Below are 20,848 nucleotides of genomic sequence, written 5' to 3'. Positions count from 1 at the left end.
CTTTTTTTACCTAAAGTTGCACATGCCACCACATCAAATATTAAACGGAGGAATACATACATGAAGACAATTAACGGAGTATTAGAAATTCAAAATAAAATGGTCGTTCGCGGAAAGACGATTAAGCTTCTACGAATTATTAAAGATACAACATTAAAACAAATGGAAGAAGAGACAGGGATTAGTATTTCAGTTCTATCAGCTATGGAGAATGAAGTACGTAGCGTATCCAGTGTTAATCAATTAAAAGTTACAAAATTTCTATTAGATGACCTGGGATATACACCTGACGAAATCGTTGTAATTCAATCATTCATTACGTATAAGGAGGGATTCAAAGATGGAAAAGGGCAGTCATAAAGTATTAACGCCTAAGGATATTGACGAAATGACAGAGATTTATCAACGTCAATTCAAAGGGGAGACTATCGTTTCTATTTGTAAGGACATGGGGATTGACCGACGTACTTATTACCGTCGCCGAGATAATCCGCAATGGAAACAGATTGAAAAACAGTTAGTAGATAAGCTGATTGATAATGCTTACGAGGACATTATGAGTACGGTTATCCTTGAAGCTAAAAAAGGAAGCCATCCACACGCTAAGTTGTACCTAGACGCTACTGGACGTTTGAAATCTACTAAGGAAGTTCGTAGAGAACAGGAAGAACGACGTATCAACAGTTCTACTAGTCCATTAGATATTCAAGAATTAAAACGAATGGTTGAAGAAGACAAGAAGCTTCGACGTATTAAATAAATAACCGCATACAAAGGGGAAATCAAATATGGCATTGTTTAAAGCAGATACACTGAAAAAGGTAAATTCAACAAAAGAAAAGCTCAATACAAAGAAAGCAGAATTACAAGAAAAACGTATTAAGATTGTTCAAGAAAGAGACATGCTGCGTTCGGCTTTGGAGAACGATTTACAGCGTCAAATTATGGAGGGAACAAGTCCCGATAGAAAGCTACAAAGTGGCTTTGATAAGGTAAATGCAGACTTAGAACGTATTAACCATCAGCTGGCAAGCATTGACGGTATCTTGTCAAAGGAATTACAGAAGCATAAGGATGACATCAAAAAGGAATCTGATAAAGTCGTTTCTACTTATCGAGAACAAGAATCCAAGATTGATGAAGACTTGAAACAAATCAAATTACAATACTTCGAAAAGTTAGCTGAGTATCACGAAGTATATCTAACTGCTAGTCGTAAATATTCAGAGTTCGGAAATATTATGGAAACGTTGGAAATTCCAAAACGTCCAGTCGATAAGCACATATCTTTCAATATGGAACAAAAATGGAACAACGATTATCAAGCTATGTTTAGTACGACAGAATTACGACAAGCCTACGACGGAAAAGTTCCTTATTCTGCAAAGCACTATAAAAATGGCAAGTAAATTAAACACTCACTTATTTTAAGTAGATAAAAAAGACACTCAAGGCGAGGGAATAGCGAAAAGCTACCTCGTCTTTTTTATTAGGAAATCTATAAAGCGAGGAAAACATATGGACAAAATTCCGACTTTACACGGCGTTGACGCCATTACATGGACAGTATTTATCATCATTTCAATTCAACTTATTTTCTAAAACAGATATAAAACAAAGGGGCGGTCAAATATGGCAATAATCACTAAAAAGACGTATAAAACAATTATCTTTACAGATGAACATGGAACTTTGATAAGTCGGCTTTGCACAGATTGCGGGCGATTAAAAGGCTATGAATCATTCAGCAAAATGAGAAATGGATTCGGGGGAAAACGACCAAATTGTAGTAGCTGTTATCGCAAAAAGAATACAAAGACATCAGTTATTAGAAAAAACCGATACCGTGCAAAACAAAATGGTTTACCTTCGACAATGACGTTGAAACAGCTTACAAATGCTAAGGAAGAACAAGGAAATGAATGTTTGTTAAGTCATTCAAGAAACTTAGTAGCTGAACACCTAATACCTTTATCTTGGGGAACTGGTTTAGGTGATGATTATAGAAATATTGTCTATATGGATAAGGGCTTAAACTCTTCTAAAGGTAATAAAAACATGTTCATTTGGATTAAATCCCAACCACATTACATTCAACGTCGATTCTATAATAAATTGATTCCAATGGTTGCAGAACGTAACGGAATGACGGCGAAAGAATACGAAGAGTACGTAAATAAATGCTACGAGGACTATATCAATAAAAAATAAAGGAGTTAATCAATCATGAAAACAAATCAAATTATCGAGGACTTGAAGGAAAAGGCATTATCTGGGGATACAGAAGCAAAATGCGAATATACGGAATATGTACGGAAAGGACTTGCCCCACGTTTTAACGGTTATGTAAGTGCAGATGAAATCCAATCTTCACTAAACAAAATGACGGCTGGCTACGAAGCTACCGCCAAAGCCCGTGAAGACGATTTATTTATTAATAAGCCTCGTGAACTTACGGAAGAAGAAGTAATGAAAGCTAATCCAATAACAAAAATCTCTTATGGCTTTGCGAGACGTACCGAAGCTGTGGCTGAACGAAAGGAAAGACGCCGTGAGTACATGCGTAATCTAGACAAAAAACAATAATGGAGGAATTAATGATGGCTAAACGCGGTCAACGTAGCACTGCTAAACGAAAATCGAAGGTATATAAACCTAGTACACCTAAACAAATGGTGGAAGCACATAATACATTTCATAATAAGAGAACGGTAAAATAAGCCGTTCTTCTTTTTTATTTAGGAGGAATCAGTAATGGGAATGAATTACGAAGTGTATCGAGAGTTACTAAGTATGTTGGATATGGAAGAAGTGTTTAAAAGAAATCCAATTCATATAGAAATATGCAAGCGTATAGGTGCGGAACTAAGTAAAGAAACGTATTGGAAACATCCCGATTATGAAGAACCGCAAACACGGGAAGAAGAACTACGGGTTCTTCGTTCTTTACTGGAAGATTAATATAGAGAAAGAAAAGACGTAAGAGGGTTTAACGCCTTCCTACGTCTCTTTTTTGTATGAATTTCTGAATAATATTATACAACTTTTATTTTCGGTTTCTTACTTCTTCCTCTAATTCATTCAATACAAGGTTAATTCCTTTTGTTCCTACTTGTGACTTAAAAACCTTTTTCATTTCATATTGTTTAGTAAATGTCTTAAGTTTGTTAGTAACTTCTTTTAGTGAGAAGTATGTAACGCGAGTATGCGTACCTTCTGTTTTTTCTTTCACAAAATCATCAAATAATGAATTAGATTTTTCTACTTTTACTTCATCTTTCTTTTCACCTCCAAGACTGCCCGTATTATTCTACGTCTAGTCATCTTAAAACATTGACATAAGTAATCTTGCTACAATTACAAATAACTCAGGACAGAATGTAATACTGAAATTCTTGTATTGGATTTTCATGTAGAAGTATTCTCCTTTCTATGTTTTTGCTTACCTATATGTACAGCCATTGAACGTAAAGTAAGACAAACAAAAAATATAGAGAATGCGATATATGTAAATAACGGATAGATTACGTGATAGATAACAATATTTAACCGTTAATTATGAAAAGGGGAATAACGAAGAGAAAACGTTGCTTAACGAAGACAACATGACAAAACGCTAATATCTCACAAAGTGAAGCATGCATGTATCAAATATACAACATAGGTTTGTGCACCAATCATCAATAAACCTATATATATCAAGGCTTTAACGCTTATTTCATACGTGCATTTCTATAGCCTAGTGAGACATAGTTAATCATTTCTTTACTTCTATAGTCAACGGTTGATTCTACAAATATTTCTAGGTGATGGTTATAACTTATTCTAAATAATAAAGGTTATATCATTTACTTAAAGTGTAGACAAATTATTCGTTTTTCTACAAAGTACATAACCCATAACACTCTAATGTCGAATAAGTTTTAGGTATTACATTCATAACCTCTAAAACGTTCGCAAAAGTCATGTGCTACAATACACCCGTTCGTATATTTTTTTGATACTTAAATGAACTATTGAATGCGTTCGCCAATTGAATATACAATCTGTTCGCAAAGGTATACTTTAGTGAACTATTATTCAGAAATACCTATCTTAATTTTTACAGGGAGGGGTAACTTATAGAATGGTATAGATGTAAATAAACAGGACTACTCTTTTATGATAAATGTTACTAATTTTATAGGGGGTACTTGTTTTACCGCGGTAGGCGTTCTAAAGGAACGGGGCATAGTTTTAACGTGACTACTGCTTTATGTACTAGGATATTTTATAGATGGCACAGGTTTAACTAGACAAACTTTAACTGGCTATATACCTTACTACACGTCCTCTAGTGTACATATTATACGTATTACTACAGATTCTAATAGCTTATTCTCACCCCATTAATTTAACTACTACCATTGTAGTTAAGATTCTATATACTCCACCCTATACACTCTTATGTACGTTGTATTATGTACTACATAATCTATATCATAAGTTAGAAGAACCATTGATACAACATTGTAAGACTAATAAAATCAACTGTTTAGTTTCCTCAAAAGTCTTGTTCAAAAGCAATTCAACTTCATTTGTTAATTCAAATCATTTCTTCTTAATTAAACTTCAATTCAAAACAATTCAAATCAATTCAAAACATTTTATTTTTCATTAAACATTTAACAGATTATAGAACGTTGCATAAATAATTTGTATATAAAACTAAATGTTAATGATATTTAGACCTTCCCTCATGGGGGACGCCCCTGCCAGTATCTCCACGCCCCTGTACTCTATAATTCGTATTCCAAAATGTAGGGCTAGTGTCCAAAGTCTAACTTAATCGCCTTCTATCAGTAGCTATCCGTTATTCATTCCTCTTTTAACAGTTAGGACACGAAGTGCCTTTGTTAACTAACTGTCTCCAATCGTTTCTATGCAGGTATTCACCCTTTGAAAAATCCGAAATTCTAAAAAATATATTTTCGCACAAAAAATAACGCTGTAATGTGCACTTTTTCTGTCACATTTTCTAGGCACTTCTTCCAATAGGGTGCGAAGGAGGCAGTAAGAAACCTCCGAGAAACAATATAAAAGAAAAAGGAGACTAATGAAATGGAACAAAAATTTAGAGAAAAATTAATTATGGCGGATAACGAACAAGGAAGAATAGCACGTGATGAAATACTAGACCGATGGGAAGCCACAGAACGAGAGAAACAGTACTTTGAAAATTTAAAAATTGCATTGAAGAATTGTGATGAAAAACATTTGTATAAAACAATGGAAGAATTTACTGGTCGTAAATTAACTAAGAAAGAGAAGGGATTTTACAATCAGTTAATCAACAAGGAGAAAAAACATCAAGCTAAATTAAAGAAGCTGGAACGAAAAAGAATCAGATTAGAACGTGAAAATAAGATTCTCAGACGTTTACACGGAGAAGAATCTACAGAATGCAAAGGAAAATAGAAGCCTAGAGTTTTACCTGTAAAATACGTTGAATGGACAAGGTGCAAAACGCTTTGTCCTTTTTTATTTGTAACAAAGTGGTCTCTTCAAATCATCCATTCTGGTCACTATCCCTACATATTTACCACAACTATTAATTATTAGTTAGGCGTTATTAGGAACTTCTTTCGTTCACTTACATTCACTCAATACACGGTTTTAATCAGAGTTCGCACAAATAAACGAAAAAAGTTAAAAAAATATCAATTATTTTTGGAGGAAAGTACAACTATGAGAAAATCAGTAATTCAACAAGAACAGGAATCTAAATTAAGACGCATTCACCGTATCTATAGAACGGAATCCAAAGTCAAAAAGATTTTGGCATTAGAAAAGAAATGGGAAGAATACTCGATGTTAAGACTAGACGAGGGGGAGGACGCTTTTCGTATTCTCTATAATTACTCAGTAATGAGAGGGTTAATAAGATATAGCGTGAACCAGTTCATGAAGGATTGGGGAAGACATGGTTTTAGTCGTGAAGATTTTGAATCAATATTTATTGAGAAGTCTTGGGAGGTAACCATGTCTCATTCTTGGAATGATGAATATTATTTGTTTGAGAAATTATCAAATGCTTTTAAGCAAAAAGGATTCAATTTTATTAGAGACAACCTAAGAACTGATAAGAGAAAAGCCAACTATAGCACAGTTAGCTACAAGGATATGAGTTCGTATAGATTCGAAAATGAGGTGGAAATTAAAATAATGATTGAACAAGTATGTAGTAAACAAGAACAAGCCTTACTTCTTACGTACCTAGAATATCCAAGTCTATCCTACACGGAACTGGGAAGAATTCATGGGATAAATCATCATACAAAGGTGAAGCGAATTTTAAAAAGCGGTTTAGAAAAAAATAAAACAAAAATAACATATAATTATATGAAATATATACCATTTAGACTATAATTAAGCATAGGAAAAAAGGATGAGAGAATATGAAAAAGAAATACGAAGTTACATTTAAAATGGTTAACGGTGAAATTGGACATTTAATAGAAGAAACTTCTCTTATCCGTGCGAGAAATTCAATTGAAAATAAGTTTGAAGACGGAGAAGATAGTCCAGTCCTAGAACTAGCCGATGATTTAGTTATTGTGAAAGCGAATGTACAGTATTTCACTGTATCTGAAAGAGATTAAACAAAGAAACAGGATGTTAACTTATTGGAGATAGCATCCTGTTTTTTGATTAGGGGGTATTTAAATTTGCTTAACCGTGATGTTGTAAATTCTAAAATAATTAAAAGTCCTTTTAGTGAAAGAACAAATAAAGCAATAGATGATTTTTTAACCTATTATAAAAATAGCAAGCGTTCGCAATCTAGTTATAGAAGTGGTATTAACAAATTACTATTAGATGACCTTCCAAAGGAAGCACATGAGATTACTTTTGGAGATTATATGGAGGTTATCCCTCAAAACAAAAATGACAGAACTCCTCAAGATACATATAAAGAAATGTTTATTAAGTTCTTATTTGTATTTGATTATCTTGAAGACTCAAGAGGATTTAGTTCAATTTGGATTAAAGAAGATATTATCAAGGGATTTACTGATAGAAATGACACTCAGAAAAAAACTATCGTGAGTAAAAATATTAATGATTCCCTAACAGTTCCAGAATTAACAGCGATTCAAAGAGTATTAAATGAATCTTTTACTAAGCTTGAAATGCAAAAAATGGATTTCTGCTGGCATATGTTATTCCAAGAAGGTTGTATAGTGGAAGAATTGAAAGAAATAAAAAGTGAGAATCTTGTAAGTGGAGTAATAACTACTAATACAGGTGACAAATACAACATCCCCTCACGCTTTTATCCTATGTTCGAGAAATTGAATGAGAGAGAAAGTAGCTATACAGGCTTTTATACGGTAAATACATTAATAGCTGAACTAGGAGAAATGGCAAAATTAGAACGTAGGCTAACACCTATAATTATAAAGAAAACCAGAAATTCTAGTATGGTAAAGTGTTGCAACTGTGGAGAGACGTATTGGAATACTATAAATTATTGGGTAGCTGTCAACAGTAGACTAGTCTGCGTGAATTGTGCAGAAGAGATTAAAAAAAACTAGATTTTGACCATCACGTCGTAGATATTCCTAACCAAGGTTTTACAGCGATTTCAAAAGAACATGAAATTAATTTATCGCCTGTTCTATATTCATATAACGAACTAAAAAAGCGTATTAAGAGTAAAACTATAGATTATTTAAAATTACATGAATTGCAAATTGAAATAGGAAAATTAGGTGAAGCTTTTGTATATGAAAAAGAGTGTGAAAAATTAAAAGGTACAAAGTATGAAGCGAAGATTGACAACAAAAAAGCAATTGACCCAATGAATGGTTATGATATTCTTTCGTTTGATAAAGACGGAAAGCCACTTTATATAGAAGTAAAAGCTACTGCAGGATTAGAAGATAGGTTTTATCTTTCAAATCATGAATATCAAACCGCAGAGAAAATGAAAGAAAACAATATGAACTATACAATTTACTTTGTGAAAGAGGTCATGTCAGATAATCCTAAATTGATAAAAATTCATGATATCACAGACAATGAAGAATATAATTTTGAAGAGATGAACTGGAAAGTAACCAGAATATAAGAAGAGTTTAAACATTATTGTATTAAAATTCCTTGACGTTATACTATTTTTATTGGTAGGATATTACTATATTGTTAATGAAGGTTTACCAACGAAGACTAAGTTTGTAAACCAATAAAGACGCTATAAAGTAACGTATGGTATTGTCTATATATAATAGAAGAAACTCGATTTAACGCGGTTTTTGCGAAAAGTATGTCAAAAGCGAAGCCGACAAATAGTGAATTTATCGCCATGGTTGCGGATAAATTACGTCTTGAACATAAAGCGAGTTGAAAGGGATAGGACTGCTGGAATTACGGGGTTTTGAGTGAGCTGATACCTTTTGTAATACAGAGTACATGCCGATAAACTTTTGGAATTTACACTAGATAGTAAACTGAAAACCAATAAACTTTTTAATGCAGGGCCAATGAATTTTAATCATTCATTGGTCTTTTTATTTTGTTTTAAGAGGTGAAAATATTGAGGTTAATGGAACGTGCATCTTGTTTTTCTTCATATCCATAGTGGTTTATTTTATTGAAATAATTTATTTAATTGTTATGAGGGTTTTGTACTTGAAAAAAGATTTAGAAGATGCATTAAAAAATTTATCTCCATATTTTAAATGGGATATGGATAAGTAAATTATAAAAAAAGCAGCCTTCAGAAAAGGCTGCTTTTTTTAATCCATTAATTTAGCAATCGGTTTTGAAAGGAACAGAACAATAATTCCAAGTACAATTGTTACAGCTCCGATTAAGCTGAAGATATCGAAATAACCTAAAGACTGTGTATAAGATGCAAGAACACCCGCTAGCTTATTAGCAACAGCAGAGCTTGCCATCCATACGCCCATTAAAAGAGAAGCAAGCTTTAATGGAGCTAGTCTACTTACCATAGACAACCCTACTGGCGAAATCATAAGCTCAGCTAGCGTGTGCAGGAAGTAAGTGAAAATCATGAACAGGATATTTACTTTTAAAGCTGGGTCATTACCAGTATACATAACGGCTGGAATCAAAATTAAGAATCCTAATCCGACTGTTACAAGTCCCATACCCATTTTTGTTGGCGTTTTGAAATCACCGCGTTTTGAATTTCCTAGCTTGTACCAAACTAGCGACATAATTGGTGCTAAAATCATGATAAACAGCGGATTCAATGATTGGAACCACTCTGTTGGAACCGTGAAACTACCTATTTGACGATTAATTTGATCTTGAGCATATAGCGTTAAAGAACTTCCGGCCTGTTCAAAAGCTGTCCAGAAAGCAATAACAACGAAGGCTAGAATAACGATAGCAACCGTTCTTTTCTTTTCTCGTGCTGTCAGCGGAGCAGTTGATGTTTGAGATGCCGCTGCGTGAACTTTTCCTGTAGGCTCTTTCCCGATATCACCTAAGTAGCGATTAGCCAGTAGGTTAAATAAAATTTGTCCAACAACCATTCCGATAGCTGCTGTTAAAAATCCGTATTTGTAACTCATTAATCCAACAACTAACGGTGCGAAAAATGCACCAAAGTTAATACCCATATAAAAAATGGTAAAAGCACCGTCACGGCGAGGATCATTTTCTTCATACAGATCTCCGACCAATGTGGAGATATTTGGTTTGAAAAATCCGTTTCCGATAATTAATAAAGCAAGTCCGATATACAAAGCGGCTACGCTTTGATGAATAAAGATGGAAAAATTCCCGAGTGCCATAATCACACCACCGATAGTGATGGCTAGCCTTCTTCCGAGGAAGCGGTCTGTTAAATATCCGCCAATCATCGGCGTAATGTAAACAGCACTAGTGAATGTTCCATATAAGCTCAGTGCAGTTGCTTTATCTACCCCGAGTCCACCTTGAGCAGCGGTAGCAGTTAAATAAAGAACCAGAATGGCTCTCATTCCATAATAACTAAATCTTTCCCATGCCTCAGTAGCGAATAATAAGTACAGTCCAGGAGGGTGTTTTTTCCTAGACCCATTTGGCTGCTGATTTTCGTGTTGTACAGCTGCTTGCATAATGAAGTCCCCCTAAATTTTTCTCATACTATTTAATTCTTTTGTTTGAATTGATCAAAAAATCAGAATATAAGTACTGGAATAAATATAATGTATTTTTATTTTAGTAGAAAAACAATAATTTCGTCAATGAAATTATATGGAAAAATCAAAAAATAATTAAATATACACAAAAAAGTATTAAATTACTTATTTAAAAGCATTTTTAAAAATACATTTATATTATTAAATATTCTAATATATGTTATGGGAAATGAAGTGAGAAGATAATACTATTTTTGAAAATGAAAATTCGAAAGAAAAAAGGATCTGTTATTCAGATCCTTTTTTATCTTCGCTCGCATTTAATTCAGCAAGTTTCTGCAGCAAAATATGCTGAGGCATATGCATTAATTGCTCGAGGGGGATATTTAATTGTTCCGCTAATTTTACGGCTGTATCCGGTGAAATTTGCAGTGGTCTCATACACAACGACCTCCTTTTGCATATAAAGTAATGAAAGTAAAAAAGTATAAACAGTAAATTCGTGCTTTCACTATTAAGTAATGCTAAAGTTAATAATAAGTGATAATAGAGGAGTTGAGCAAGTATGTTTGTAATAGGTCATCGCGGCGCAGCTGGAACGTTTCCTGAAAATACGATGATTTCCTTCAAAGAAGCAGCGAGAGTTGGAGCACACGGAATTGAACTTGATGTGCATATGACAAAGGATGGAGAACTTGCTGTAATTCATGATGAAAAAGTAGATCGAACGACGAATGGAAAAGGGTATGTAAAAGATTTTACGTATCAAGATTTACGAAAATTAGATGCGAGCTATAAGTTCAAAAAAAGTATGGAGTATGTAAAATCCCCACGTTAAATGAAGTAATGGAGTGGGCTTCAAGTGAAGGAATTAGCGTAAATATTGAGTTGAAAAACAATATATTTGACTATCCATACTTGGAAATGAAAGTCTTAGATTTAATTTATTTATACAAGATGAAGGATCGAACGATGATTTCATCTTTTAATCATAACAGCTTAGCCCGAATTGGTTCTCTGGATTCTACGATTGAAACAGCTATTTTATATTCTTATCCGATGTATGAGCCTTGGGTATATGCGCAGCATCTTGGCGCAAAAGCTCTTCACCCTAATCAGCGTACCGTTAATGAAGTAAATGTAGCCGCTTCAAAAGATTGTCAAATTCCAGTGCGACCTTACACAGTAAATGATGTAAAAGTAGCTGAGCAGCTTCGGAAATATGGATGTGAATCCGTTATTACCGATTATCCAGAAAAAATGGTGAAGCAATTTGGAGGGCGCTTTTCGTAAAAAAACATCGCATTAATGCGATGTTTTTTTATCTTTTTGAAATCTGTTTTGAACTTTGTTTCGCTTGCGGTCTCTGTGCAGAATAAAGCCAGCAACAAATCCAAGGCCGATTAAAAATAATAGAAGACCGACTGAAAATTGCAAAAATAAAGAAGGGAACGGGGATTGCAGGATGCCAAAAATCATATCTCTCATAAGTTTAATGCCATAGCCAGCGAGTATACCAGGAATAAGTAAGATTAGCAGTGCGATAATTCGAACCATAACTGCTCCTTTCGCTTCTCTTTTTTAAAATGAATGCGTTTACATTGTGAAAGCGTTATACTTGAATCATAAAAGAACTAAATAAATTGTCAAGAGCGTTTCTTTTTTTATATGATAGGTATATGCAATATTTTGCACGGGATATGTACATATTAAGTAGAAAAGGTGAAAAAATATGCAAAATGTGTTGATCGTTGGAGGAGGAAAAGGCGGATTAGCTATTCTGAAAATCTTGTTGGAAACAGAATTTATGAAAGTGATTGGTGTAGTAGACGTACGAGCTAACGCGCCGGCTGTTTTGTATGCGCAAGAACAAGATATTTCAACCGGAATGAATTGGGAGCCTTATATGACAAAGCAGCTCGATGTCATTGTTGAAACAACAGGTAAACAAGGCGTCTTTCAACAATTGCAGAGAAGCAAACCCGCTGATGCACTGGTAGTGCCGGGATTGGTTGCTGAAATTATGGCAAATCTGATGGAGGAAAAAGAAGAGTTAATTCAGCGGTTAAAGCAAGAATCGTATAAATATGATCTTATTTTTAACGCAGCTCATGATGCGATGGTCGTGATTGATAGGAATGGATATATTACGCTATTTAATCAAAGTGCCGAGCGTTTGACGAACTTTTCACACAGAGATGTAATTGGTAAGCATCTTCATGAAGTCATTCCAAATAGTAAACTTGTTGATGTTCTTCATACAAAAACGATTGATCAAAATAGTGAATTTGTGTTAGAAAGCGGACGGAAGGTAATTACGACTAGAATACCAATACTCGACGAGAATGGAGAGCTGTTTGGGGCCTTTTCGATTTTTAAAGATATTACGGACGTTGTCGGATTGGCAGAAGAAGTTACGAACTTAAAAGAAGTACAAACTATGCTTCAAGCTATTATTCAATCTTCTGAAGAAGCTATTTCGGTTGTCGATGAAGAAGGAAGAGGGATTTTAATTAATCCTGCTTATACGAGAATTACGGGTTTAAAAAAGACGGATATTATTGGTCAGCCCGCGACTGCCGATATCTCTGAAGGAGACAGTATGCACATGAAGGTGCTGCAAACAAGGCGTCCTGTTCGAGGTGTAAGAATGAGGCTCGGTCCGAGTAAAAGAGACGTAGTTGTGAATGTTGCACCCGTTATTGTTGATGGAAAATTAAAAGGCAGCGTTGGCGTTATTCATGATATGTCTGAAATTCAAGAGCTTACAAATGAACTCAAAAGAGCGCGTCAAATTATTCGAACGCTTGAAGCGAAATATTCATTTGCTGATATCATTGGTCAATCTGAAGAGTTTCAGTTAGCAATTGAGCAGGCTAGACTTGCTGCTAAAACACCAGCTACTGTTTTGCTTAGAGGTGAATCTGGGACGGGTAAAGAGTTGTTTGCACATGCTATTCATAATGCGAGCAGCCGAAAGTTTAATAAATTTGTCCGGATTAACTGTGCTGCGCTTTCTGAGTCTTTGCTTGAAAGTGAACTTTTTGGGTACGAAGAAGGAGCTTTTTCCGGGGCAAAAAGAGGCGGGAAACGCGGTGTTTTTGAAGAAGCCAATAACGGTAGCATCTTTTTAGATGAAATCGGGGAGCTCTCAGCTCATATGCAGGCTAAGCTGCTTCGGGTGCTTCAAGAAAAAGAGCTTATTCGCGTTGGAGGAACGACTCCTATTCCGGTGAATGTTCGCGTTATTGCAGCTACGAATGTGAATTTAGAAAAAGGAATGGCTGATGGAAGCATCAGACAGGACTTGTATTATCGGCTAAACAAAATTCCGATTCACATACCTCCTCTTCGGAAGAGAAAAGAGGATATTGGTGCGCTTGTTACACACTTAATTACAAAAATTAATCAAGATTATGGCCGGCATGTTGAAGGAGTAACAGAGCGGGCTTTACAGTCATTAAGATCATACGACTGGCCAGGAAACGTCAGAGAGCTTGAAAACATATTAGGCAGAGCTATTATTTATATGCACTATACAGAAACAATGATTGATTCTGTTCATCTCCCTTCACTTGAAGGCAAGGGCAAAAAAGAAAAAAATCAGGTGAATGAAGAGGTAATGTTCGAAGGGAAGACTTTAGCGCACATGATGGAAAATTACGAAGCGGAACTTATTCAAAAAGTGCTGCTTGCAAACGAGTATAACCGAACGAAAACAGCAAAACAGCTCAATATTTCCCTGCGTTCTTTATATTATAAGTTGGAAAAATACAATCTTGCAAATAACAGCATGCAATAAAATGCATGGTGTGCAATTTATTGCATATAAATAGAGAGGTATTCTTTTTTTCTATTTGTTGTTAGAATCAATAAAAAATTTTTTTGTGCGTAAGAACGGATATAAGCAGCTATATTATGTAATATATGCAGAGGATGGCACAAATCTTGCATGTATTTTAGGTGACTGCATAAACGCGCAGTATGCTCTTTAAAACGGAGCAAAAGAAAGAATGAAAAAGGAGAGGTCGAACATTCCATGACTCTTGCTACCATCTTATCTCGGGTTGCTAAGCAGTCTTCTTTGACTGTTGCTGTTGCTGCAGCTGAAGACTTAGAAACAATTGAGGCAGTGTATGAAGCTGTGTCAAGGGAAGTTTCTGAATTTATTTTGTTTGGCAACGAAACGACAATTAATGAATTATTCAGGCAGTACCGCCCATCCTTACTCACTCATAAGGCTGTGACGGTCGTACATACGGAGTCCGTTTTAGAAGCGGCTCAATTGGCTGTGCGTTCAGTTCAGCAAGGTCAAGCTCATATCGTAATGAAAGGGAATTTATCCACATCGCTTATCTTAAAAGCTGTGTTAAATAAAGAGCATGGTTTGCGTACGGGAAATGTTTTATCACATGTAGCTGTGTTTGACGTTCCTCACTATGACCGTCCGATTCTTGTAACAGATGCAGCTATGAATATTACGCCATCTCTAGAAGAGAAAGTTCAAATCATTCAAAATGCGGTGAACGTTGCCCACTCGATTGGGATAGAGATGCCAAAGGTAGCTCCTATTGCAGCGGTTGAAGTTGTGAACCCTTTGATGCCTGCAACAGTAGAGGCTGCACTTCTTACACAGATGAACCGCAGAGGACAAATTAAAGGCTGCGTTATTGATGGACCTTTAGCACTCGACAATGCCATTAACATAGAAGCAGCCAAGCAAAAAGGCATTCAAAGTGAAGTTGCCGGTCAAGCAGATATATTACTCGTTCCAGCAATTGAAACAGGGAACGTCTTATATAAATCCCTCATTTATTTTGCTAAAGCAAAAGTTGGAGCTATTCTAGCAGGAGCAAAAGCTCCGGTCGTTTTAACATCCAGAGCAGATTCATCAGAAAGTAAATTATACTCACTGGCGCTTGCTATCAGCGTCGCTCAACAGAATTCTTAGGAGGCACTAACAATGAAAATTTTTGACTATATGGAAACATACGATTACGAGCAGTTATTATTTTGCCAAGATAAAGATTCAGGCTTAAAAGCCATTATTGCCATTCACGATACAACAATTGGACCAGCTCTAGGCGGTACGAGAATGTGGACATATGAATCAGAAGAGGCTGCAATTGAAGATGCGCTTCGTCTATCACGCGGAATGACTTATAAAAATGCAGCAGCAGGCTTGAATTTAGGAGGAGGGAAAACGGTCATTATCGGAGATCCTCGCAAAGACAAAAATGAAGCGATGTTCCGTGCATTTGGTCGCTTTATTCAAGGGTTAAATGGTCGATATATTACAGCAGAAGATGTGGGCACAACGGTAGAGGATATGGATATTGTATATGAGGAAACGGATTATGTAACGGGTGTATCTCCTGCTTTTGGTTCATCAGGCAATCCATCACCAGTCACAGCCTACGGCGTATACCGAGGAATTAAAGCAGCAGCAAAAGAAGCATTTGGAACAGATATGCTTGAAGGCAAAGTAGTAGCTGTCCAAGGTGTAGGAAACGTAGCGTATAATTTATGCCGCCACCTTCACGAAGAAGGAGCGAAACTTATTGTAACGGATATTAATAAAGAAGCTGTTCAGCGTGCGGTAGAAGAATTTGGTGCGCAAGCAGTAGACCCGAATGATATTTATGGTGTAGAATGTGATATCTATGCTCCTTGTGCACTCGGAGCAACGATTAACGATGAAACGATCCCTCAAATAAAAGCAAAAGTTATTGCAGGGGCAGCTAATAATCAATTGAAAGAAACGCGTCATGGTGATTTAATTCATGAATTAGGCATTGTATATGCACCGGACTATGTTATTAACGCAGGAGGCGTTATTAACGTAGCTGATGAGCTAGTTGGATATAACCGTGAGCGTGCGCTGAAAAAAGTTGAAGGTATTTATGATAATATTGAAAAGGTAGTTGAAATCTCAAAGCGAGATGGCATTCCAACCTATCTAGCAGCAGATCGCTTAGCTGAAGAAAGAATTGAAAAGCTGCGTCGTTCACGCAGTCAATTTTTACAAAATGGACAGCATATTTTAAGTAGACGTCATACGCGCTAATGTTTGAGCTGAAGGCTAGGCAAAAGGAATAAATGAAATCCTTTCGACCTAGCCTTCGTTTATGAGAATGATAAGGTAGGAGGACATGTGTTGGATATGCACGAATATCGAATGCTGATAATAAATCCGGGTTCAACGTCCACAAAAATTGGCGTGTTTCACAACGATAAACCAATTTTTGATCGAACAATCCGCTACGATTCACAGCAAATGAATCAGTTTGAGACGATATATGCACAGTATGAGTTCCGTAAAAACTCGATTTTAGAGGCACTTGATGAAGAGGGGATTAATTTATCTAAATTAAGTGCAGTATGTGGAAGAGGAGGGCTTTTACGCCCGATTGAAGGCGGCACATATGAAGTAAATCAAGCCATGCTCAAAGATTTAAAAGACGGTTATGCCGGCCATCATGCTTCAAATTTAGGCGGGATTTTAGCTTTTGAGATTGCGTCTGGATTAAATATTCCAGCGTACATTGTTGATCCAGTGGTGGTAGATGAGCTAAGTGACATCGCTCGTATCTCAGGAACTCCTTTTATGGAAAGGAAAAGCATCTTTCACGCGCTGAATCAAAAATCGGTTGCTCGAAAAGTGGCTAAAGAAATGAATAGCACATATGAACAAATGAACGTTATTGTTACCCATATGGGTGGAGGCATTACAGTGGGAGTTCATCAACGGGGAAAAGTAATTGATGTGAACAATGGCCTGCACGGTGACGGTCCTTTTAGTCCAGAGCGCGCTGGCGGTGTACCGGTTGGTGAATTAGTTCGTCTTTGCTTTTCAGGTCAGTATTACCGCGAGGAGATTATGAAAATGCTTGTAGGAAAAGGCGGGCTTGTCGGTTATTTGGGCACATCTGACGTGCAGAAAGTCGAAGCGCTAGTGAAAAATGGGAACGAAAAAGCTAAGCTTATCTACGAAGCAATGGCTTATCAAATTTCGAAGGAAATTGGAGCTGCCAGTACGGTATTGCATGGAAAAGTAGATGCCATTATTTTAACGGGAGGCATTGCTTATTCAAAAGCGTTTGTTGAGCTGATTATTAATCATGTAAAGTGGATTGCAGATGTCATTGTTTATCCTGGAGAAAATGAGCTTCAAGCGCTAGCTGAAGGGGCTCTCCGAGTGCTTACAGGTGAAGAAGAAGTGAAGGAATATAAAGGCGCTTAATAGCGTTTGCAGAAAGGTGTGAAGCAGTGTGGCAAAAGAATATGATTTGGTCATTCTCGGCGGTGGAACCGGAGGGTACGTAGCAGCTATTCGTGCCTCTCAGTTAGGTCTATCGGTAGCGGTTGTGGAAAAAAATAAGTTAGGCGGCACATGCCTGCACGCAGGGTGTATCCCAAGCAAAGCTTTACTAAGAAGTGCAGAAGTCTATCAAACGGCTAAGAAAAGCAGTGAATTTGGCGTAGAAACGTCCAATGTACTATTGAACTATGCACGTGTACAAGAACGAAAGTCAGAAATTGTTTCACAGTTACATAATGGTGTCAAACAGCTAATGAAAAAAGGTGAAATTGACGTATATGAAGGAATTGGACGTATTTTAGGACCTTCTATTTTTTCTCCTATGCCAGGAACCATCTCCGTCGAATTAAAAAGCGGTGAAGAAAACGAAATGCTTATTCCAAAGAATGTAATTGTCGCAACAGGGTCTCGTCCTAGAACATTACCTGGTTTAACGATTGACGGAGAGAAAGTAATCACTTCAGATGAAGCATTAAAGATGGAAACACTTCCTGCTTCTATTATTATTGTGGGAGGCGGCGTCATTGGAATTGAATGGGCGTCCATGCTCAGAGATTTTGATGTTGATGTAACAGTTGTTGAATACAGCGATCGAATTTTACCAACAGAAGATCAAGATATCTCCCGTGAAATGACGAAGCTTTTAAAAGCAAAAGGAGTTACCATTATTACTTCTGCTAAAGTAATGGCCGATACACTGTCTATTGGTGGTCAGGTGAAAATTTCGGCTCAAGTAGGGGACGATATGCAAGAATATGAAGCAGAAAAGCTGCTTGTATCTGTAGGGCGTCAAGCGAATGTCGAAGGAATTGGTCTCGAGAATACCGATATTGTAGTAGAAAAAGGCGTGATTGCCACGAATGATTTTTATCAAACGAAAGAATCTCATATCTACGCAATTGGAGATGTGATTGGCGGACTGCAGCTTGCACATGTAGCTTCTCACGAAGGAATTGTAGCTGTTGAGCATTTACATGGTGAAAAGCCTTTGAAGATTGATTATACAACAATCTCTAAATGCGTATACAGCAGCCCGGAGGCAGCAAGTGTAGGATTAACAGAACAAGAAGCAAAACAGCAAGGGTTTCAGCTGAAGGTTGGAAAATTTCCGTTTAAGGCCGTTGGAAAAGCTCTTGTATATGGAGAAGCAGAGGGATTTGTTAAAATTATTGCTGATGCCGACACAAATGATGTTCTTGGTGTGCATATGATTGGACCTCACGTGACGGATATGATCTCTGAAGCGGGTCTTGCAAAGGTATTGGATGCTACACCATGGGAAATTGCTCATACCATTCATCCTCACCCTAGCCTTTCAGAAGCGATGGGAGAAGCTTCATTAGCTGTAGATGGAAAAGCGATTCATTTTTGATGATTAAAGGAGGTTTAAACATGACAAAAAACCGTCATGAATCATTAGGATTAACTGATGAACAAGTACTTGAAATGTACCGCACTATGCTGCTTGCACGAAAAATTGATGAGCGTATGTGGCTATTAAATCGTGCAGGGAAGGTGCCTTTTGTTATTTCATGCCAAGGTCAAGAAGCCGCTCAAGTTGGCGCAGCTTTTGCCTTAAATAGAGAGAATGATTACATATTACCTTATTACCGCGATCTGGGTGTTGTGCTAGCATTTGGAATGACCGCGCGCGATTTAATGCTTTCTGGGTTTGCTAAAGCCGAAGATCCAAACTCAGGAGGTCGTCAAATGCCAGGTCACTTTGGCCATAAGGAAAAGCGAATTGTAACAGGATCTTCTCCAGTTACAACACAGGTTCCTCATGCAGTAGGAATCGCTTTAGCAGGACGATTGGAGAAAAAAGACTTAGTAACGTTTGTCACGTTTGGAGAAGGATCTTCTAACCAAGGAGATTTCCACGAAGGCGCGAACTTTGCAGGTGTTCATAAGCTTCCTGTTATCTTTATGTGTGAAAATAACAAGTATGCGATTTCTGTTCCGGTTGAAAAGCAGCTAGGCTGCGCAAAAGTATCTGATCGTGCGATTGGATATGGTATGCCAGGCTACACAATTGATGGAAACGACGTCCTTGAAGTATACCGAGTGGTAAAAGAAGCAAGAGATCGTGCATCCAGAGGAGAAGGGCCTACTCTTATTGAAACTGTTTCAGAGCGTTTGACTGCCCATTCAAGTGATGACGATGATCGTGCATATCGCGGAGCAGAAGAATTGTCTGAAGCTAAAAAGAGCGATCCGCTTGCGTACTTTGCGGCTTATTTAAAAGAGGTTAACGTGTTAACCGATGAACGAGAAAAACAAATGCTTGATGATATTATGAACATCGTTAATGATGCAACAGATTATGCTGAAAACGCTCCTTATGCAGAAGCGGAATCGGCTTTAAAATACGTGTACGGTGAGTAAGGAGGAGAACATATGCCGGTTATTTCATATATTGATGCAGTAACAATGGCCATTCGTGAAGAAATGGAAAGAGATTCCCGCGTGTTTGTATTAGGAGAAGACGTAGGGAAAAAAGGCGGCGTATTTAAAGCAACCAACGGACTGTACGAACAGTTCGGGGAAGAAAGAGTCATTGACACACCTCTTGCAGAGTCTGCTATTGCAGGGGTAGGAATCGGAGCGGCAATGTACGGCATGCGTCCGATTGCTGAAATGCAATTTGCTGATTTTATTATGCCTGCAGTCAATCAAATTGTGTCAGAAGCAGCGAAAATTCGCTATCGTTCTAACAATGATTGGAGTTGTCCAATTACAATTCGAGCTCCTTACGGCGGCGGAGTTCATGGTGCTCTTTATCATTCTCAATCTGTTGAAGCACTATTTGCCAATACGCCAGGGTTAAAGATTGTGATGCCTTCTACGCCTTATGATGTAAAAGGATTATTAAAAGCAGCTATTCGTGATGATGATCCAGTTCTTTTCTTTGAGCATAAGCGTGCGTACCGTTTGATTAAAGGAGAAGTACCTGAGGATGATTATGTACTTCCGATTGGCAAAGCAGATGTAAAGAGAGAAGGAGACGACATCACGGTTATTACATATGGTCTTTGTGTACACTTTGCTCTTCAAGCTGCTGAAAAACTAGAAGCAGACGGTATTTCAGCACACATCTTAGATTTAAGAACGGTCTATCCGCTTGATAAAGAAGCTATTATTGAAGCAGCCTCTAAAACAGGTAAAGTACTGCTTTTAACGGAAGACAACAAAGAAGGCAGCATCATGAGCGAAGTAGCAGCTATTATTGCTGAACACTGCTTATTCGATTTAGATGCGCCAATTCAGCGCCTTGCTGGACCTGATGTTCCAGCTATGCCGTATGCACCAACAATGGAAAAATATTTTATGGTGAATCCAGATAAAGTAGAAAAAGCAATGAGAGAATTAGCTCAATTTTAAAAGGAGTTGT

At 36.9% G+C, this 20,848-nt stretch carries 23 protein-coding genes and 2 pseudogenes; 21 read left to right on the top strand and 4 right to left on the bottom strand.

The annotated features are described in order from the left end of the window. Positions 1-60: 60 nt before the first annotated feature. The 7 genes from Q5794_RS22810 (at position 61) to Q5794_RS22780 (ending at position 2,961) form a co-directional block, all read left to right on the top strand. Positions 61-360, top strand: coding sequence for a helix-turn-helix domain-containing protein (locus tag Q5794_RS22810; RefSeq protein ID WP_214984313.1), 300 nt, complete (start codon positions 61-63; stop codon positions 358-360). Continuing rightward, positions 341-760 (top strand): phBC6A51 family helix-turn-helix protein, encoded by a 420-nt coding sequence (locus Q5794_RS22805; RefSeq protein ID WP_214984314.1) that lies wholly within the window; start codon positions 341-343, stop codon positions 758-760. Before Q5794_RS22810 ends, Q5794_RS22805 begins: the two co-directional genes overlap by 20 nt. Positions 761-788: 28 nt before the next feature. Continuing rightward, a complete protein-coding gene (locus tag Q5794_RS22800) occupies positions 789-1,409 on the top strand; it encodes a hypothetical protein (RefSeq protein ID WP_374988453.1) in 621 nt (206 codons plus the stop codon). Positions 1,410-1,632: 223 nt separating this feature from the next. Then, positions 1,633-2,211, top strand: coding sequence for a hypothetical protein (locus Q5794_RS22795; RefSeq protein ID WP_374988452.1), 579 nt, complete (start codon positions 1,633-1,635; stop codon positions 2,209-2,211). A gap of 15 nt (positions 2,212-2,226) precedes the next feature. Beyond that, the gene (locus Q5794_RS22790; RefSeq protein WP_214984317.1) at positions 2,227-2,586 is read left to right on the top strand and encodes a hypothetical protein; all 360 of its coding nucleotides are present in this window, start codon (positions 2,227-2,229) and stop codon (positions 2,584-2,586) included. A gap of 11 nt (positions 2,587-2,597) precedes the next feature. Continuing rightward, positions 2,598-2,720, top strand: coding sequence for a hypothetical protein (locus Q5794_RS22785; protein ID WP_374988451.1), 123 nt, complete (start codon positions 2,598-2,600; stop codon positions 2,718-2,720). A gap of 34 nt (positions 2,721-2,754) precedes the next feature. Then, on the top strand, positions 2,755-2,961 hold the full coding sequence (locus Q5794_RS22780; protein ID WP_214984318.1) for a hypothetical protein: 207 nt from the start codon (positions 2,755-2,757) through the stop codon (positions 2,959-2,961). Between the two features lie 85 nt (positions 2,962-3,046). On the opposite strand, the gene Q5794_RS22775 is transcribed toward Q5794_RS22780, so the two are convergent. Continuing rightward, complete coding sequence (locus Q5794_RS22775; protein ID WP_214984319.1) at positions 3,047-3,232, bottom strand: hypothetical protein; 186 nt, start codon at positions 3,230-3,232, stop codon at positions 3,047-3,049. A 1,868-nt stretch (positions 3,233-5,100) separates the two neighbouring features. Here Q5794_RS22775 and Q5794_RS22770 point away from each other — a divergent pair. The 6 genes and pseudogenes from Q5794_RS22770 to Q5794_RS22745 all read left to right on the top strand — a co-directional run. Continuing rightward, a complete protein-coding gene (locus Q5794_RS22770; protein WP_214984320.1) occupies positions 5,101-5,457 on the top strand; it encodes a hypothetical protein in 357 nt (118 codons plus the stop codon). A 270-nt stretch (positions 5,458-5,727) separates the two neighbouring features. Next, entirely contained in the window at positions 5,728-6,408 is a 681-nt protein-coding gene (locus tag Q5794_RS22765) for a sigma-70 family RNA polymerase sigma factor (protein ID WP_374988450.1), read from the top strand. Between the two features lie 29 nt (positions 6,409-6,437). Then, on the top strand, positions 6,438-6,641 hold the full coding sequence (locus Q5794_RS22760) for a hypothetical protein (RefSeq protein WP_214984322.1): 204 nt from the start codon (positions 6,438-6,440) through the stop codon (positions 6,639-6,641). Positions 6,642-6,707: 66 nt separating this feature from the next. Further along, positions 6,708-7,577, top strand: a complete 870-nt coding sequence (locus Q5794_RS22755; RefSeq protein WP_214984323.1) for a hypothetical protein — start codon at positions 6,708-6,710, stop codon at positions 7,575-7,577. Positions 7,578-7,729: 152 nt separating this feature from the next. Next, complete coding sequence (locus Q5794_RS22750) at positions 7,730-8,113, top strand: DUF3883 domain-containing protein (RefSeq protein ID WP_214984324.1); 384 nt, start codon at positions 7,730-7,732, stop codon at positions 8,111-8,113. Between the two features lie 183 nt (positions 8,114-8,296). Further along, positions 8,297-8,389: pseudogene (locus Q5794_RS22745) on the top strand (sporulation transcription factor Spo0A); the annotation flags it as partial. Positions 8,390-8,780: 391 nt separating this feature from the next. Here the strand turns inward: Q5794_RS22745 and Q5794_RS22740 are convergent. Further along, positions 8,781-10,112, bottom strand: coding sequence for a peptide MFS transporter (locus Q5794_RS22740; protein ID WP_025750490.1), 1,332 nt, complete (start codon positions 10,110-10,112; stop codon positions 8,781-8,783). A gap of 312 nt (positions 10,113-10,424) precedes the next feature. Next, a complete protein-coding gene (locus Q5794_RS22735) occupies positions 10,425-10,577 on the bottom strand; it encodes a YycC family protein (RefSeq protein WP_013059130.1) in 153 nt (50 codons plus the stop codon). Between the two features lie 124 nt (positions 10,578-10,701). On the opposite strand from Q5794_RS22735, the pseudogene Q5794_RS22730 reads away from it, so the two are divergent. Continuing rightward, positions 10,702-11,429 (top strand): annotated as a pseudogene (locus Q5794_RS22730) (glycerophosphodiester phosphodiesterase). A gap of 12 nt (positions 11,430-11,441) precedes the next feature. On the opposite strand, the gene Q5794_RS22725 reads toward Q5794_RS22730, so the two are convergent. Continuing rightward, positions 11,442-11,693: a DUF2627 domain-containing protein gene (locus Q5794_RS22725; protein ID WP_013059128.1), complete on the bottom strand. Its 252-nt coding sequence runs from the start codon at positions 11,691-11,693 to the stop codon at positions 11,442-11,444. A gap of 175 nt (positions 11,694-11,868) precedes the next feature. Between Q5794_RS22725 and Q5794_RS22720 the strand changes: the two genes are divergently transcribed. The 7 genes from Q5794_RS22720 to Q5794_RS22690 all read left to right on the top strand — a co-directional run bounded on the left by Q5794_RS22720 (position 11,869) and on the right by Q5794_RS22690 (position 20,838). Beyond that, positions 11,869-13,938, top strand: coding sequence for a sigma 54-interacting transcriptional regulator (locus tag Q5794_RS22720; RefSeq protein WP_374988449.1), 2,070 nt, complete (start codon positions 11,869-11,871; stop codon positions 13,936-13,938). Between the two features lie 237 nt (positions 13,939-14,175). Further along, positions 14,176-15,087, top strand: coding sequence for a phosphate butyryltransferase (gene yqiS, locus Q5794_RS22715; RefSeq protein WP_028410667.1), 912 nt, complete (start codon positions 14,176-14,178; stop codon positions 15,085-15,087). Between the two features lie 12 nt (positions 15,088-15,099). Continuing rightward, on the top strand, positions 15,100-16,203 hold the full coding sequence (bcd, locus tag Q5794_RS22710; RefSeq protein ID WP_013059125.1) for a branched-chain amino acid dehydrogenase: 1,104 nt from the start codon (positions 15,100-15,102) through the stop codon (positions 16,201-16,203). Positions 16,204-16,299: 96 nt separating this feature from the next. Next, positions 16,300-17,379: a butyrate kinase gene (gene buk / locus Q5794_RS22705; RefSeq protein WP_370511583.1), complete on the top strand. Its 1,080-nt coding sequence runs from the start codon at positions 16,300-16,302 to the stop codon at positions 17,377-17,379. A 28-nt stretch (positions 17,380-17,407) separates the two neighbouring features. Then, positions 17,408-18,829 (top strand): dihydrolipoyl dehydrogenase, encoded by a 1,422-nt coding sequence (gene lpdA, locus Q5794_RS22700; protein WP_214984327.1) that lies wholly within the window; start codon positions 17,408-17,410, stop codon positions 18,827-18,829. Between the two features lie 20 nt (positions 18,830-18,849). Then, on the top strand, positions 18,850-19,842 hold the full coding sequence (locus Q5794_RS22695) for a thiamine pyrophosphate-dependent dehydrogenase E1 component subunit alpha (RefSeq protein WP_014458261.1): 993 nt from the start codon (positions 18,850-18,852) through the stop codon (positions 19,840-19,842). A 12-nt stretch (positions 19,843-19,854) separates the two neighbouring features. Then, entirely contained in the window at positions 19,855-20,838 is a 984-nt protein-coding gene (locus Q5794_RS22690; protein WP_013084975.1) for an alpha-ketoacid dehydrogenase subunit beta, read from the top strand. Positions 20,839-20,848 lie beyond the last annotated feature (10 nt).

The sequence above is a fragment of the Priestia megaterium genome (genome assembly GCF_041941685.1).
Lineage (GTDB): Bacteria > Bacillota > Bacilli > Bacillales > Bacillaceae_H > Priestia > Priestia megaterium_C.
The sequence above is the reverse complement of the archived record's forward strand: the minus strand, read 5'-3'. Positions and strand labels throughout refer to the sequence as shown.

Excerpts from the sequence above, each read along its gene's own strand:
- Q5794_RS22810 (WP_214984313.1), top strand. The coding sequence starts at position 61 with ATGAAGACAATTAACGGAGTATTAGAAATTCAAAATAAAATGGTCGTT.
- Q5794_RS22805 (WP_214984314.1), top strand. The coding sequence starts at position 341 with ATGGAAAAGGGCAGTCATAAAGTATTAACGCCTAAGGATATTGACGAA.
- Q5794_RS22800 (WP_374988453.1), top strand. The coding sequence starts at position 789 with ATGGCATTGTTTAAAGCAGATACACTGAAAAAGGTAAATTCAACAAAA.
- Q5794_RS22795 (WP_374988452.1), top strand. The coding sequence starts at position 1,633 with ATGGCAATAATCACTAAAAAGACGTATAAAACAATTATCTTTACAGAT.
- Q5794_RS22790 (WP_214984317.1), top strand. The coding sequence starts at position 2,227 with ATGAAAACAAATCAAATTATCGAGGACTTGAAGGAAAAGGCATTATCT.
- Q5794_RS22785 (WP_374988451.1), top strand. The coding sequence starts at position 2,598 with ATGATGGCTAAACGCGGTCAACGTAGCACTGCTAAACGAAAATCGAAG.
- Q5794_RS22780 (WP_214984318.1), top strand. The coding sequence starts at position 2,755 with ATGGGAATGAATTACGAAGTGTATCGAGAGTTACTAAGTATGTTGGAT.
- Q5794_RS22770 (WP_214984320.1), top strand. The coding sequence starts at position 5,101 with ATGGAACAAAAATTTAGAGAAAAATTAATTATGGCGGATAACGAACAA.
- Q5794_RS22765 (WP_374988450.1), top strand. The coding sequence starts at position 5,728 with ATGAGAAAATCAGTAATTCAACAAGAACAGGAATCTAAATTAAGACGC.
- Q5794_RS22760 (WP_214984322.1), top strand. The coding sequence starts at position 6,438 with ATGAAAAAGAAATACGAAGTTACATTTAAAATGGTTAACGGTGAAATT.
- Q5794_RS22740 (WP_025750490.1), bottom strand. The coding sequence starts at position 10,112 with ATGCAAGCAGCTGTACAACACGAAAATCAGCAGCCAAATGGGTCTAGG.
- Q5794_RS22735 (WP_013059130.1), bottom strand. The coding sequence starts at position 10,577 with ATGAGACCACTGCAAATTTCACCGGATACAGCCGTAAAATTAGCGGAA.
- Q5794_RS22725 (WP_013059128.1), bottom strand. The coding sequence starts at position 11,693 with ATGGTTCGAATTATCGCACTGCTAATCTTACTTATTCCTGGTATACTC.
- Q5794_RS22720 (WP_374988449.1), top strand. The coding sequence starts at position 11,869 with ATGCAAAATGTGTTGATCGTTGGAGGAGGAAAAGGCGGATTAGCTATT.
- yqiS (WP_028410667.1), top strand. The coding sequence starts at position 14,176 with ATGACTCTTGCTACCATCTTATCTCGGGTTGCTAAGCAGTCTTCTTTG.
- bcd (WP_013059125.1), top strand. The coding sequence starts at position 15,100 with ATGAAAATTTTTGACTATATGGAAACATACGATTACGAGCAGTTATTA.
- buk (WP_370511583.1), top strand. The coding sequence starts at position 16,300 with ATGCACGAATATCGAATGCTGATAATAAATCCGGGTTCAACGTCCACA.
- Q5794_RS22695 (WP_014458261.1), top strand. The coding sequence starts at position 18,850 with ATGACAAAAAACCGTCATGAATCATTAGGATTAACTGATGAACAAGTA.
- Q5794_RS22690 (WP_013084975.1), top strand. The coding sequence starts at position 19,855 with ATGCCGGTTATTTCATATATTGATGCAGTAACAATGGCCATTCGTGAA.